8 protein-coding genes are annotated in these 14,965 nt (G+C 45.0%); 1 reads left to right on the top strand and 7 read right to left on the bottom strand.

Going from position 1 to position 14,965, the window contains the following annotated elements; genetic code table 11:
• Nucleotides 1-537: 537 nt before the first annotated feature.
• Nucleotides 538-1,710, top strand: coding sequence for a XylR family transcriptional regulator (locus DCK90_RS04055; RefSeq protein WP_108244912.1), 1,173 nt, complete (start codon nt 538-540; stop codon nt 1,708-1,710).
• 536 nt (nt 1,711-2,246) lie between these two features.
• Here DCK90_RS04055 and DCK90_RS04045 read toward each other — a convergent pair.
• The 7 genes from DCK90_RS04045 to DCK90_RS04015 form a co-directional block, all read right to left on the bottom strand.
• On the bottom strand, nt 2,247-4,934 hold the full coding sequence (locus DCK90_RS04045; protein WP_108244910.1) for a sodium:solute symporter family transporter: 2,688 nt from the start codon (nt 4,932-4,934) through the stop codon (nt 2,247-2,249).
• 5 nt (nt 4,935-4,939) lie between these two features.
• Nucleotides 4,940-6,403 (bottom strand): sialate O-acetylesterase, encoded by a 1,464-nt coding sequence (locus DCK90_RS04040; RefSeq protein ID WP_108244909.1) that lies wholly within the window; start codon nt 6,401-6,403, stop codon nt 4,940-4,942.
• Between the two features lie 84 nt (nt 6,404-6,487).
• Nucleotides 6,488-8,005 (bottom strand): PKD domain-containing protein, encoded by a 1,518-nt coding sequence (locus tag DCK90_RS04035; protein ID WP_108244908.1) that lies wholly within the window; start codon nt 8,003-8,005, stop codon nt 6,488-6,490.
• A gap of 37 nt (nt 8,006-8,042) precedes the next feature.
• Complete coding sequence (locus DCK90_RS04030) at nt 8,043-9,203, bottom strand: sialidase family protein (protein WP_108244907.1); 1,161 nt, start codon at nt 9,201-9,203, stop codon at nt 8,043-8,045.
• A gap of 37 nt (nt 9,204-9,240) precedes the next feature.
• A complete protein-coding gene (locus DCK90_RS04025) occupies nt 9,241-10,155 on the bottom strand; it encodes a dihydrodipicolinate synthase family protein (RefSeq protein ID WP_108244906.1) in 915 nt (304 codons plus the stop codon).
• A gap of 46 nt (nt 10,156-10,201) precedes the next feature.
• On the bottom strand, nt 10,202-11,662 hold the full coding sequence (locus DCK90_RS04020; RefSeq protein ID WP_108244905.1) for a RagB/SusD family nutrient uptake outer membrane protein: 1,461 nt from the start codon (nt 11,660-11,662) through the stop codon (nt 10,202-10,204).
• A 12-nt stretch (nt 11,663-11,674) separates the two neighbouring features.
• The gene (locus tag DCK90_RS04015; RefSeq protein ID WP_108244904.1) at nt 11,675-14,932 is read right to left on the bottom strand and encodes a SusC/RagA family TonB-linked outer membrane protein; all 3,258 of its coding nucleotides are present in this window, start codon (nt 14,930-14,932) and stop codon (nt 11,675-11,677) included.
• Between the last annotated feature and the right edge of the window lie 33 nt (nt 14,933-14,965).

The following is a 14,965-nucleotide window of genomic DNA, read 5'->3' as shown; positions in this document are numbered from 1 at the left end:
CAAGCTAAATCGATTTATCACCTGCACTCCTGACATCCGACACCCACTTCACCAACAATCAGCTTATTATCAATTACTTATCAACACAAAGTGGGAGTTAATCCCCAAGCTTTTGTTCAGTACCGATGTTGGTAGTTTTAGCGAACATTCAAACATATCCACAATACCTTTGGATTCCAATATGAAATTTATACATATCATTTAGATATATTACCATCTATTATTTAGACTTATACCCTTCCAGCCGCCTTACTCACCATTCAATAGTTAGTATTTTTTTGATATAAATTTTTATTAGTTACCATTTTATTGAAGTAAAAATTGCCATCAACAACAGCACAGTCCACATTTAGTTGGTTAGGTTCGAAAAACTTCGTAATTGAAAAAAATACGATATCATCAACTTTTGCATATCTTTAAATTAGATTTTTAACTAGAAAAGCAAACCCCGAAGCATGCTTAAATATGTCATTGTCCACTGGACACAAAAACATGGCAATGGTTTCCTTTATGCTCATATAATTTTAGCCCAACCACATGCCTAAGGATATAATCAGAAAAAAAAGATATAAAGTAGCCCTGTTACTGGAAACCTCAAACGCATATTCCAGAGGCATCATTAAAGGGATATATGGTTACATAAAAGAACATGATGACTGGGATGTATATCTGGGTGAATACGGAAGGGGCGAGCCGAACCCTGAATGGCTACTCTCTTGGAAAGGGGATGGAATTATAGCCCGTATTGAGAATAAAACCACTGCCGACCTAATACAGCAATGCAACCTGCCTACAGTGGATACAAGCTCTGCCAATTTGATCCCCAATATACCTTGGGTTGAAACCGATGATGAAAAAATTGCACAAGTTGCATTAAAACATTTAGAAAGCTGCGGTTTTAAGCACTTTGGTTTTTTGGGTGCTAATTTTAACTGGTCCAAATGGCGTTCCAACCACTTTACAGACTTGCTCCGGGAAAATGGAATTTTTTGCCATGACCATCATATTTCCATCGACCTGAAACTAAATTTGGTCGCGGAACAGAAGAAAATAGATTCTTGGCTGTCCAGTCTTCCAAAGCCCATCGGAATATTCGCGGCATACGATCAATTGGGAAGATTAATTATTGACTCCAGCCACAGGCAAGGTTTTATGGTTCCCGAAGATATCGCGGTCATAGGTGTCGACAACGACCCACTGGTCTGCGAACTCTGCTCCCCACCACTCACTAGCATTATCCCAGACACACATAATACAGGTTACTTGGCCGCCACGCTACTGGAGCAGCTGATAAAAAAAAAGAAAATTGAAACATTTTCCCATCGCATACCACCTTTGGGCATCAAGAAAAGAAGGTCCACTGAGGCACTAGCCATTGAGGACCCATATATTTCAAAAGCACTCCACTACATATATGAACACGCGAATAGCGGCACATTTAACATAAACGATGTATTGAACTTGGTTCCAATGACCCGAAGGGTTTTTGAGAAAAAGTTTGTAGAAATCGTGGGGCGGACACCGTACAAGGAAATGCAACGGGTACGTGTAAACCGATTGAAAGAATTGTTGACTGAAACCGAGCTTGGATTACTTGATATTGCCGAAAAAACAGGTTTTGAACATGTTTCTTATATGAGTTATCTGTTCAAGCGTGAAACTGGTATTTCCCCCATTGCATATCGTGAGGGAAAGTTAATAAGAATCTAATTAAAAGGGAGGCTTTCAACACTGATAATACTCCAAAGGCAAGGAGGACCCCCTCACTACTATACTTGTTTTGATTGTCTTTGTCTCAAAATCATCCACATGGTCTTTTAGAACATTGAAGGCTGATGTATAAAGAGGTTGCCAATAGGTATTGAATAATTTGTTGAGCGCATTTTTTTCGCCTTGCTTTAATTGCACTATAAACAACGTATCGCTTTCAAGACTGGATTTGGTCACTTCAGTTTAATTGGTACCCAAATCTATCCAAACAACATGTCGTTATCTGGACTTAATTTTTAATTAATTGTTAAGAATAAGAGCATGTCTATTTGATTGGTCAGAAATACTACATTAATTGAAAGATAGAGATTATGTGTTATACTAGAAACTTCGAACCTAGTAAACCATACTGGTCGGGTAAAAATGAGCACCTTGGAAACTTACATGAAAATTTGATTTTCAAACTATTAAAGCCAAAAATTGTATAACTCAAATTTTCCGTTCTTAGTGGTCTCAACCATCAGGCTCATCCAATTTTACCATTTTTTTTTGCTTTCCGATACATCCGTACCAAAACAAAAGCTTGTTAAAAACCCCACCAGCACACAGGTGCCCAAACCAATGGCACTATACAGGAAAATATGAAGATCGGTCTGCGTAGATACGAAGAACTGGACCACACTGCTCACCAAAAGTCCGACCACGGCACCCTTTGCATTGGCCTTGGGAAAACATACCCCCAAAAGAAACAGCCCCCCTAGACCCCCTGTGAACAATCCCAATACCTTAAAGAATTCATCCCAAAGCGATTCAATATCAAAAGAGGCCATCCATAGTGCAAACAGAACGCCCAGTACCCCAGTCAATAGTGTCGCGTAGCGGGCCACCTTCAAATACCTTTTTTCGGCCACACCTTTGTAAAACCTTTTATAGATATCTATGGTGAAAACTGTGCCTGTGGAGTTGATACTGCTGCTCAAACTGGACATGGCCGCAGAAAACAATCCTGCAATCAACAGACCTGAGACGCCAGCGGGCAGTTCGTTGATGATGAACCACGGAAAGATGGCATCATTGTTCTCGGCCACAGGGTCCAATGCATCCGAAAACTTGGTGTAATAGAGAAACAGGGCCGTTCCCACGCTAAAAAAGATAAGGGTAGATGGGATGACCAACAAGGCATTGGTCCATGCGGTCTTTTTGGCACCGGATTCATCCTTCGTGGTCAGATAACGCTGTACCAAGGTTTGGTCACTACTATATGTGATCAGGTTGGCAAAGAAGCCTCCAATTATGACCACCCATATCGTGGGCTCGTTCCAAGAAAAGTCAAAATGGGTCAACGTCAATTTGTTGTTCTCGATGGCCCTACCCAACATGGGTTGAAGATCATCACCCAAATCAAAAATGATGACAACAAGAGAGAGAACTGCTCCTCCCATAAGCACGATGACCTGCACCACGTCCGTCCATATGACGGCCTCTATACCACCAATGAGGGTGTAGGCAATGCTAAAGGCTCCGACCACCACAATGCATAGCGAAATGTCTATTCCGGTTACCAAGGATAGTGCTATGGCGGGCAAATATAGCACAATTGCTATGCGACCAATCTGGAAGAGCATAAAGGAAATACTCCCGAACATCCGCACGGTAAGATTAAAGCGTTGTTCCAAATACTCGTAGGCCGAGGTGAGCTGTAGCTTTCGATATATGGGAATGAACAACCCTACCACCACCGCGGTGGACAGCAAAACACTCAGATTGTAAAAGAAATAGGACCAGTCTGTTGCATAGGTTTTTGCGGGTATGGCCATAAAGGTAATGGCACTCAATGCCGTACCAAAAACGCTGAGACCTGCGGCCCACCAAGGGACACGTCCGCCACCTTTGAAATAATCGTCCGTTGTTTTTTGTTTGGATGAAAAATAGATTCCTATTCCCAAAAGGACAAGGAAATAGAGGCCCAGTACCATGTAGTTCAGATATCCAAAAGTTCCTTTGGAATGCTCCACCGTAGCTTGTAAAATTCCAGTTGACCGAACACCCGGGCTAATTTCTCCCATAGGAAGGGTTACCTTGTTCCCCCAGAAAAAAGCGTTGGTAGTGACCGGAGGGAAATTGGGCAGCTTGCCCGCCTTCTGGAAGGTGTTGGTAATGGTATTGAATGACCATATCTGATTGGAAAAACCGGTATGGTTCTTCAGCCTGTCATTCAGCACGGATTGTAAGGAATCTTTGCCCTCATTATCTTCCATAGCCAGTATTCGCTTGGACAGGGCATCCCTTTCCAACAATCTGTCCCCTCCATCCCCGCTAAAGATGAGAATATTGGACACTCCATAGGACAATGCTGGTGCAGCCATGACCGGAGGCACATTGACAATTCGGTTCCATTGCTTGGTTGAAAAATCAAAACTATATCCGTCATCAAGCAGTTCTATACCCGTTTCGGTTTCTGACCTTCCGCTAAAGATGTAGAGCGCATCGGACTGTCCATTGCCCTGCACGGCATAGGAAGACATTTTTCTCGGCGGGCCTGGACATGGAGGCAATTCTTTCCATGACAGTTTTTGATTGGAAGAACTGCCCAATAGTTCGGAAAGGGGTAATTGGAACAACTTATTTGTCCCATTTTCAATACCTCCCAAATACACCTGTTCCTGATATACGGCTCCAAAGGTCGCTTCCAAATTCCCTGGTAGATTGCCCAACTGCCGTTGGGAAATACGTTTATCCACTTGGTCCCATGAAAGCAATATGGTCTTGGTGACAATGCCCTCTGCATTGTTCCCTCCCAAACAAAGTATTCCCTCTTTTGTGGACAAGGAAACACCATAACCCATCGGAACAGGGAGTTGTACCTCTTCTGAACTGTACCAATTATAGGCTGTGCCTTGCCTTGTGATGGCAATAATTGTGTTTTCCCACTTTTTTTGCCCCATTTCCCATGGGTATCCGTTGGGAAAATTGGCACCTCCTGCCAACAAAAGTACATCATTATGTACTCCTGAAAAACTTCCGGCCATTCCCTTTTCCGGGAAATCCTGACCTTGTGGCATTTGTGTAGCCGTTTGCCAATCGAACCGGACGAAATCTTTTTTTGGCGATTGGTCTTGTGCTTTAGAGGTATTTCCCAGTAAAAAAATCAACACAAAAAATAGAAAATAGCTCTTCATTTTCTTTCCGTTACCCATCATTTCCATTGCTATTTGATTCATCATATACCCTATTCTTCCACTCTGGTGGCGTTGTCCCAATCATCTGTCCTAAATGAGGATGCAGGCAAAAGGTTCACATCATACAACGTCCCAACGATCCAATTGCGCCAGGCATATCTAACCGCCATCGGTTTGGGTACTTTCGGACTTTTGACAAAGACCTGTTTATGGTTACCTACTATTTTGGCTTCAGCCGTATAAAATTTTCTATCCTCCCCTGCAATTTCAAAACCTTCAAGCTTGTCATAAGCAAAAAGACCTGTATCCCCTATGTGGTCAAAATTCAATACGATTCCTCCATCCTTTATGGCCAAGGAACTGTATGTCGGGCCCAGATGGTCTATGGCCGTTTGTCCATAGGTTTGGTTAAGGGCCATATAGAGCAACCTATCCGCGACTTCTTTTTTCTTTGGTGGGTGGATGGTGTGCGATTCCCCAATATCCATGGTAATGGCCATTCCAGCATTCGGAATATCTTCCAAGCTCTCCAATTGGGCCTCCCGGATAAAAGCTGAATTTTCAACTTCCTGAAAGTAATCGTTCCTTTTATCGTACAGATACGGAGCAACCTGCACATAGTAAAACGGAAAATCCCCTTGGCCCCACTTGGCCCTCCAATCCTTTACCATTGCTGGCAAAAGTTGTCGGTAGAGTTGAGGCTCCAAACGGTTGGATTCGCCTTGGTACCACAACATTCCTTTGACAGTATAAGGCACCAACGGGTTTACCATGGCATTGAACAACACCGTGGGGATATGTTTGGTATTTTGGGAGATATCCACATCTTTCATATCAACTGTTTGATACATCTCCAATGCATCCTTAGCCATCCAGGATTGTATTTCCGTTCCTCCCCATGAGGTAAGGATAAGCCCAACCGGGACATCCAATATTTCTTGAAGTTGTTGTCCAAAGAAATAGGCAATGGCACTGAAATCCCTAATCGATTCGGGAGATGCCTCCTGCCATGGCCGATATCCGTCCAAATGGTCCAAAGGTGTTTTTGAACCGTGATGTTCCACCGAAAAGACCCTAAGCTTTGGGTTGCTGGCATTGGAAAGGGCCGAGAGGGCACCATAGGTGGGTTGGCCTGTGTAGCCTTTGAGGGATTGTTCCATGTTCGATTGGCCCGAGCAGAGCCATACTTCTCCAAAGAGGATATTCTCCAAAATGATACTGGATCCGCTTCCCTTGATTTCCATGGATTGCGGTTCTCTTGCATTCGTGGTGGTCAGCTTAGTACTCCAAGATCCATTGTTATCCGCCTTTACCTCAATTGGGCTTTCCATCCATGATGCATTGATGGTAACATTGGCGTTCGCATTGGCCCAGCCCCAAACGGCCACTTGGGTATTGTGCTGCAAGACCATATTGGATGAAAAGAGTTCGGGAAGCTTGATCTGGGCATTGGTGGATTGGATTGACACCCATATACATACAACTGTATATAAGACTAAACGTAATCTTCCCATTTTTTGGTCTTTTTATTTATAAAGAGACTGCCCAAAAGATCATTGGAAAAAATCTTTTGGACAGCCTTCTTCTCTGTTTTTATATTACAGGTTATAAAGTTCGGTAATTTCTACTAGGGTCAATGCTTTATTATAAATGAGCATTCCTTCCAAGGTCCCGTTGAGGAAATTTCCAAACACGCCTGGATCCATTTCCTGCCCTCCGATTTTGAAGTCCTGTTCGTTGGATACATTTCGGATCGGGGCAACATCCATCTGGTGGATTAATGATCCATCCACATAAACATAGTTGGTGCCACCATCCCTAACAGCGACCACAAAATGCCATAGGCCATCCGAAACGCCATTGGGCAACCTATCTGTACCGATGTTGATAATCGCTCCTCCGTTACTGTCCTCTGTATCAAAACGCATCACTCGCGAATCCGTATTATCGCCTATTCTCAACCAGGTCTGGTTGTCGTTTGGTCCGTTGGCCCCACTTTCTTGCCAGACCATCATTCTAGAGGTATCTTCTGTTTTCACCCAGACCCCAACAGAAAAGTTGGCAGTGCCAAAATTCAAAGCATCATTGTCCGCAACGGTGATCAGACTAGCTCCATCAAAAGTGGCCGTTCCTGTATTTCCAAAGCGATCTTCTCCGGTGAAAAGTACATTGCCCACAATAGTTGTGGAAAGTTGGTTCGGCCCTGCGTCTGACCCACCATTGCTCAATGGGAAATACGCAGCCAAATCATCTCCTGGAACCACAACCACATAATCTTCACGAGTAATGGTGGACTCGCCTCCATTATCATTGGAAACCGTTAGTGATACTCTATACCTTCCTGGGGTAGCATAGGTGACCGCAGGACTGGTTTGATTTGACGTGCCAGGTGTTCCTCCTTCAAAGGTCCAGCTATACGTATCCACATTTCCTACGGAGAGATCGGTAAACGTCACCTCATTTCCCGTGTAGGTATAAGAGGCCGAAGCTTCAAAATTGGCATCCACAGAGGTCAGGTCCAAAACGGTGAGCACATTGCTCATCACCACCTCATCCGAGTAATCTGCGTTGGCAGCAGTCAATTTAATGGAATAAACACCTGGCTGCTCGAAAACGACAATTGGGTTTTGATCGGTAGAAGTGATACTGCTTCCCGTTTCAGGAATGAACTCCCATTGCCAGGATGTTGGGTTTCCTGTGGTCCTGTCCATTATCGTAAAGTTGTTGCCCATAATCACCGAATTTGCACTCAACTCAAAATCTGCATTGACCTCTGGGGACTGTACCACGATAAAGTCTTCCTTGGTAAGGGTCTTACTTCCATTTTGGTTGGCCACATTCAAAGTAACACCGTAAGTTCCAGGTGTCTCGTAGACTACCTCGGGGCTTTGTAAATTTGAGGTCGGTGGCGTTCCCCCTGGAAATGTCCAATTCCATCTGGTCACATCGCCTATGGACAAATCCGTAAACTGTACAGCATTCCCTGCCTGTACGTTCTGCACTTCGGCCGAAAAATCCGCATCCACTTGTTTCACCAATGTACTGGTGTCGTCATCAGTACACGAGAACAGAACGGCCAAGGAACAAAGAGCCATCATTATTTTTATTGTTTTCATATCGATCAATTTAGTTTTTACTGTTAGTTAGTCTTGGTTATTGTAATTCATCGAGTCCCACGGTCTCAAAAGAGATTCCTTGGTAGCGGTCTTGAGGGGTTGGACCTGTCTCGTAGAGAATGGCAACCCTATCCCCGTTATAGTTTTCCAGATCAGAATAGGCAGCAAACCCTCTGTGAAGGAGATATGACCGGGTCCATGTACTTCCATCGTCCGTACTCAGGCGTATGGTCATGTTCATCCGTTCCATTTGATCGGCAGGATTGGAAAACAGCAGAATGTTGTCCTCAAAATCAAATCGGTGTAGGCTGGATTGCACCTTGGGACTTATAAGAGTATTGTCCAATCCCAAATATTCCCAGGTATCACCACCGTCAGAGCTTGTGGCCACCTTTCTGCGCTTTTCGTTACCGGAGTTCCGCATGTTCAGCATAAGATCTCCATTGGAAAGTTCGGCCACTTCGCATTCGTTGGTCTGGACCTCCGGGGAAACACCTCCCAACACCCAGCTTTCCCCATGATCATCGGAATAAATCACATGTGAATACCCCCGTCGCTCACTATCAATATAATCACAGCCCACCATAAGACGATCGGCATAGGGTCCATTTTTAATTTGGATACCAGAACCCGGTCCCGTGGCATACCATCGCCAATTGGGCAGCTTTACATCTTCAGTGATCTCTGTGGGAGAGGTCCATGATTTTCCTTTATCGGTGGAAGAAAGATGATAAACACGGCGCGTGTCTATGGAGGTACCATCATTGATAGGGCCTATATCGTCCCTACCATCGTTCCAAGTTGCCAACAACACCACTTTTTGTGCCACTGCATCCCAGATGGGAGCAGGGTTGCCGCAGGTATTGTCCGCATCGTCCCAGACCACAATGGTTTCTCCCCAAGTGAATCCATTGTCTTCGGAACGTCTCACTACTAGATCGATGTTCCCCGTATCGCTACAACTGTTCCTTCGTCCTTCAGCAAAGGCCAATAGGGTCTGATCATCCACCTGCAACAGTGCCGGGATACGATAACATGCATAACCTCCTATCCCTTGTTCAAAAAGATAGTTGATTCCTTCTGTGCCCGGAAACTCTACAGCTACCGGATCATCGTCATCCACAATGATGCTCCCTCCAGGGGATTCGGTGCATGCGGACAACAGTACTAAAAAAAATATGAGATAACCGTATTTCATTTTTATGTGCTTGTAAGGGTTTGTTAGTTAGCTATCTTCAATGAGCTATTGGTTTGAAAAGTCCTTGCCGGTCCATTATCGAATACAAATCATTGTACTGGGTTTCCAATAAGGGGCGTACCGGAGGTTTGGGAGGACCAAAATCATGGCCTACCATTTTCATTATGGCCTTTTGGGCCGAAAGACCGTCATATTTCAAGAAACCATTGATGATCTCTGCCACTTGATGATATTGGGGGACTGCTTTTTGAGGTTGGTTGCTTTTGTGCTGCTCCACAATTCGTTGATACATGGGCAGCATAAAATTGTAGGTGCTTCCTATAAAGGCATCCGCACCCAACGACAATGCTGGCAGGAACAGTTCGTCCACACCAAAGTACATTTTCAAGTCCTTCCCAAAAGTGTGCTCACAGCGAATGTAATCATCCAGATTGCCCGCGGTGTATTTGATCCCCTTCAATTGGGGCAAACGTCCGTGAATCGCTTCCAGAAAATCGTGCATCTTGAAATTGAGACCGGTCTTTCCAGGAATATGATAGTATATAAATGGCAATTCATCCTGACAATCGACCATTTTTTGCACCCCATAGACCAGATGATCCAAGTTGTTGATGCCATAGTAGGTAGGCAGGTTGGCCGAAACGGCGTCAGCACCTACCTCAATGGCATGCTTGGTCAGCAAGGTGCTGGTCTCATGACTGGCATGACTGACACAGATGATGACGGGTACCCTTTTGTTCACGGCCTGCATATAGCTTTCCACAATGGCCATTCGTTGTTCTATACTGCAGGACATTCCTTCCCCGGTACTTCCGGTGAGATAGAACCCTTCTATACCTTGTTCGATCAGATGTTCAACAAGTGGTGGGATAGCTTCCAACTTCAGTTTACCGTCCGTATCAAATGGACTGAACCCTGCTGCGATGATCCCTTTAAATTCCAATTTCTTCATGTATGATTTTATTTGTTCAAAAAACACTTGGGATATTGACCATGGATCAGTTCCTATATCCCTCGGTCTGCTCTATAAGTTCATTCTGTGCAATGACATTGTCGTTCACGGGCCATACCAATGGAAGGTTCTTTCCTGCCAAGTTGGGCACTTCGGCATAGATATCGATGGTGCTGCCCGCATCGAACCGTACAAGGTCCCAGTATCTTTTGAGTTCCAAGAAGAGTTCCCTCCCCCGCTCATCCAGAATCTCCCGCTCCACGGTAGGCTGATCGGTAGGACCTGTATAGGCTCCGGTACCTGCCCGCTCCCTAACCGTATTGATATCAATGATCGCTTCCACTGTTAATCCTTGGGCCGCCAAGGCTTCCGCCCTCAAAAGCAAAAGTCCGCCCCATCGGTACACAATAATGTCATTGTCATAAAAAGTATCGTTGTTGTTGTCCGTACCCTTGAATTTGTTCTGACTGATGCTCAACACATCTGGATCGGAATCGGCGTCGGACCCATCTTGTGTAAGGATCGGGATAAAGCTCCGAGCTGTTCGTTGGTCGTTTGGATTGTTGTAAAGCGCGATGATCTTATCACTGGGTCTGTAATTATGCCTTGCATTGAAACTGGTCGAAGTGGGAACGTTCGGGTTAAGCTCCCTATCCACATTCACATCACGAGAAGTAATGGTACTTGCATACATACCGGCCTGTTCGTTGAAATCAAAAAAGATGGAAAAGACCACTTCATTGTTTTCCTTGACATCAAAAACATCCCCAAAAGAATTGAGAAGTCCCACACCCTCAATGTCATTGATGGCATCAACAGCTCTAATAAAGTCCTCATTACCACCACCGAGTACCTTGCCTTTCCAAAGACTGGCATCGGCCAAAAGAGCATTGGCCGCAGGGGCTGATGCTGTGTATTTGCTATCTCCGAAACCATTTGAAGGGAATGCCGCCAAGGCACTTTCCAAATCCAAAAGAATCTGATCCATGACCTGTGTTGCCGCTGTTCTGCCCACGGATGGGGTTGTTTGGTCCACAGGCTCCAAAATCAAGGGAACATCTCCCCAAATTTTCAGCATTTGGAAATAGACGAAGGCCCTTATGAAATAAGCTTCCCCAAGGATTTGGCCTCTTGTCTGGGAGCTGTTGAACTCAATTTCATCTGCGGTGTTGATCACAATATTGGCATTATTGATCAAATTGTAGTTCACCCTCCAGTTGGGTCCGTTTGCCCCACTCAGGTTGTGTGCCCACGAATCCGAAACCGTGCCGATGAGGCCCACATCGAAGGCATCTCCACGATCCTCGCCATATTGGGTGCGGTTGTATTCGTCCCTTACACCATCGTATAGCCCGGTCAAAATGGCCCTTAGGTCACCTTCGGACCTTGGGAAGTTGCCCGTGGTTATGCTGGATGGTATTTCAGTATCCAATGCACTTTTGATACACGATTGAACCGAAAGGAACAGTATCAGTGCCAGAAATTTATATATAGAAGAGAGTTTCATAGTTTTATTTTTTTAAAAAGAGACATTCAATCCGATGATAAGCTGAAAGGGCCTTGGGTATATACCTTCATCCAGACCATCGAACACCTCTGGTGTAAGGCCGGTATACTTGGTCCAGTACCCTAAATTGTTGGCACTGATGCTGACATCCAAATTGGAAATCCCGAATTTGTCCAACCCTGCAGATTCGGGGAATTGGTATCCGAGCCATAGTTCACGGAAAGCAATGAAATCGCCCCTGTGGTAATACAGTGTACTGGCAGAACCTCCACTACTGCTCGGGGTCAGGTTTCCATTGGATTCCCAAGGGCGAAGGTGGTTCCTATAACCATTGTCAAAGTCGGAAGCATTGTCATATCTTGGAAAAACAGCAATGTCCCCCTGTTCTTTCCAAAAGTCGTCCCTGAGGACATCCTTAGTGGTCATTACATTGTTTCGCGCGTTGGCATTGGCCCTGGCCCTCCATCCGTTATTGATCACATGCCCGAACGCATAGTCCATTGAGAAACGAAGTTGCAGCCCTTTGTAGGTGAATGTATTGGACATTCCTCCTAATTTGTCCGGTGTTGCAAAACCGACAAATACCATATCATAGTTATCGATGACGCCATCATTGTTGACGTCCCTCCAAATAGCATCCCCTCCATGTTTGGGGTCTCCAAATTTGGACCCTGAAACCAATAGGTCCTCTGGCGCATTGGCGGCTTCCTCATCCGTAGCATAAACTCCAATCATGTCAAAAGCCCAGATTCCGTAGGGTCTTTCCCCTTCAGCAAGTCCTCCGACTTCCATCAGGTCACCGTTATCGTTATAGACCAAACCGTAGTTGATCCTGTTTTTGTCCCTTCCGTTTTCAGGAAGTTTGACCACTGTGGTCCGATTAAAGGCAAAGTTGAAATCCGTATGCCATTGGAAATCTTCCCCTTTGATGATATCAGCTCCAATTTCAACTTCAATTCCCCTATTTCGGATATTTCCCACGTTGTCTCGTATGGAACTGAAACCTGTCTGTTGGGGCATGGGCCTATCGATCAATCGGTCATCCGTGATCTTTTCATAGACATCCAGAAGGAGGTTGATCCTATTGTTGAACAGTCCCATGTCCAAACCGATGTCCGTTGAAGTCGTGGTTTCCCATTTTAGGGCTGTATTGGGCAATTGGGTCAACAAGGCTCCTCCTTGGAAACCATAAAGACGGGTGGAAAACTCTCCTTGGGTATCCGATATGGTAAGCCCTGAAAGAGATCCTGCCTGCCCCCAACTACCTCTCAACTTTAAACGGCTAACGGCCTTGGACTTCCAAAACGATTCCTGATGCACATTCCAACCCAAAGAAAATGCCGGGAAGAATGCAAATCGGTTGTCTTCTGCGAATTGCGATGCACCATCGATACGGTAGCTGGCAGAGGCCAAGTATTTCCCCTTAAAGTCATAACTGATACGACCAAAATTACTGAGCAGCTTGTTCTCAACGATGGAACTGGATACCCGCTCCATATCAGTGGCAGAGGCATTGAGGGTCTCGATGATGTCTGTTGCCCCGTTGGAGCCACTTCCATTGATGGATTCCCTTCGGTTCTTGGTATAGTTCATCCCCCAGAGCAAGTCAAAGTTATGATCTCCAAGAGAGCGATCATAGGTGAATATTCCGTTCAACAACAATTGGTTGTTGGCGACTTCGCTTCTTTCGGCCCGCCTACCTGGAATTTCAGGGGAAGCCCTTTCAAAAAAATTGAAATTGTAATCATCCCTAAAGAAGGAGACCGAAGGTTTGAAATGTAGGTTATCCCAAATATTCCAATCCAACCCAAAGTTCAAGGTATAGTAATAGGTCTTTTGTTCTGCATCCTGATAATAGAGCTCATGGTAACGGTTTCTGGGAGAACTTGTGGTTTCACCCAAAGCGGGGGTTCCATCATCATTCCACAATCTCACTGAATGCGGAAGACGTGAAGATCGGTTTATGGAGTTGTTGGCATTCTGGACCTCATTGTTCTGTTGAAAACTGAAATTGACCCCAGCATTGGCACTGACCTTATCAGAAAGGTCATAATTTCCATTGTAAAGCCCCGTGATCCGATCAAAACCAGTTCCCAAAAAGGTTCCGTCCTGCTTGAGATAGCCCAAACTAATGTTCATGTTGCCATTTTCACTACCTTGGGAAAAGCGAACATTGAAATCCTGCAACTGAGCCGTGGTAAAAATCAGGTCATCATAGTTATTGTCCTTAAAGATCATGGTTCTCCCCGTCACGGGATCCTTCATGGTCTGATATCCTTGATTTTCCAAAAGGTCGGCAACATAGGCCTGTCCTTCCACACCGATCACATTGTCCAAAAACGCCAATGTGTTTCTATTGAAGCCATAGTCCCCTCTATTGTTCACGGTTTGAACACTATACCCAAAGTTGGTATTGGAAAGTCTGTCCCCTGGGTTTTCCAAGTTGATTCCCTTAGCGGCGGCAATTCGCGACACCCGTATATAATCTTCGGCACTGGTCCATGGGTACCTGTTCAATTGCTGGGCGATACCTGACCGATAATTGATGGAAACTGTACCCTTACCATTTCTTTCTCCGGATTTTGTGGTGACCAAAATGATCCCATTTGCGGCCCTGGCACCATAAATGGCTGTTGCCGCGGCATCCTTCAATACTTGAATAGATTCAATATCATGGGGGTTAAGTCCATTCATGTTGCCCCTAAAAACCCCGTCAATAATATATAGGGGCCTATTGGCAGAACTTGTACCAGAAACTTGAGTACCACCACGGATGAATACTTGGGCTTCTTCACCTGGCTGTCCTGAAGAGGGCAGAATGCTTAAACCAGCAACCTTTCCTTGTAGAGCTTGAATAGGATTCGCGGACGGATTGCTGTCCACTTGCTCCACTTTTACTTTTGAAACCGCACTGGAAACCAGATTCCTTGATTGTTTGCCATAACCAATGACCACCACATCATCCAATACTTGGGTATCCATATCCAAGGCTACATTGATTTGGGTCTGCGAACCTACCACAACTTCTTTGGGCACAAAACCCACATAAGTAAATACTAAGGTCTGGCCCTGATTTGCATTGATTACGTAGTTGCCGTCAAAATCTGCAGCAACACCGTTTGAGGTGCCTTTGACCAATACACTGGTCCCCGGCAAGGGAACCCCTTCGGTATCGACCACCCTTCCCTTTATTTCCTGCTGCCCCATGGCCATTATGGACACAAGGAACACAAAGGGAACTAAGAGTTTTTTAATTAAGATTGAGTTCATAGTTGTTTGTTAATTTATATTGTAGGACAATAT

The sequence above is a fragment of the Muricauda brasiliensis genome, assembly GCF_003057865.1.
Taxonomy (GTDB): Bacteria; Bacteroidota; Bacteroidia; order Flavobacteriales; family Flavobacteriaceae; genus Flagellimonas; species Flagellimonas chongwuensis.
This window is presented reverse-complemented; position numbering and strand designations above follow the sequence as displayed.

Coding starts and splice junctions, on each gene's coding strand:
- DCK90_RS04055 (WP_108244912.1), top strand. CDS start 538: ATGCCTAAGGATATAATCAGAAAAAAAAGATATAAAGTAGCCCTGTTA.
- DCK90_RS04020 (WP_108244905.1), bottom strand. CDS start 11,662: ATGAAACTCTCTTCTATATATAAATTTCTGGCACTGATACTGTTCCTT.
- DCK90_RS04035 (WP_108244908.1), bottom strand. CDS start 8,005: ATGAAAACAATAAAAATAATGATGGCTCTTTGTTCCTTGGCCGTTCTG.
- DCK90_RS04040 (WP_108244909.1), bottom strand. CDS start 6,403: ATGGGAAGATTACGTTTAGTCTTATATACAGTTGTATGTATATGGGTG.
- DCK90_RS04015 (WP_108244904.1), bottom strand. CDS start 14,932: ATGAACTCAATCTTAATTAAAAAACTCTTAGTTCCCTTTGTGTTCCTT.
- DCK90_RS04025 (WP_108244906.1), bottom strand. CDS start 10,155: ATGAAGAAATTGGAATTTAAAGGGATCATCGCAGCAGGGTTCAGTCCA.
- DCK90_RS04030 (WP_108244907.1), bottom strand. CDS start 9,203: ATGAAATACGGTTATCTCATATTTTTTTTAGTACTGTTGTCCGCATGC.
- DCK90_RS04045 (WP_108244910.1), bottom strand. CDS start 4,934: ATGATGAATCAAATAGCAATGGAAATGATGGGTAACGGAAAGAAAATG.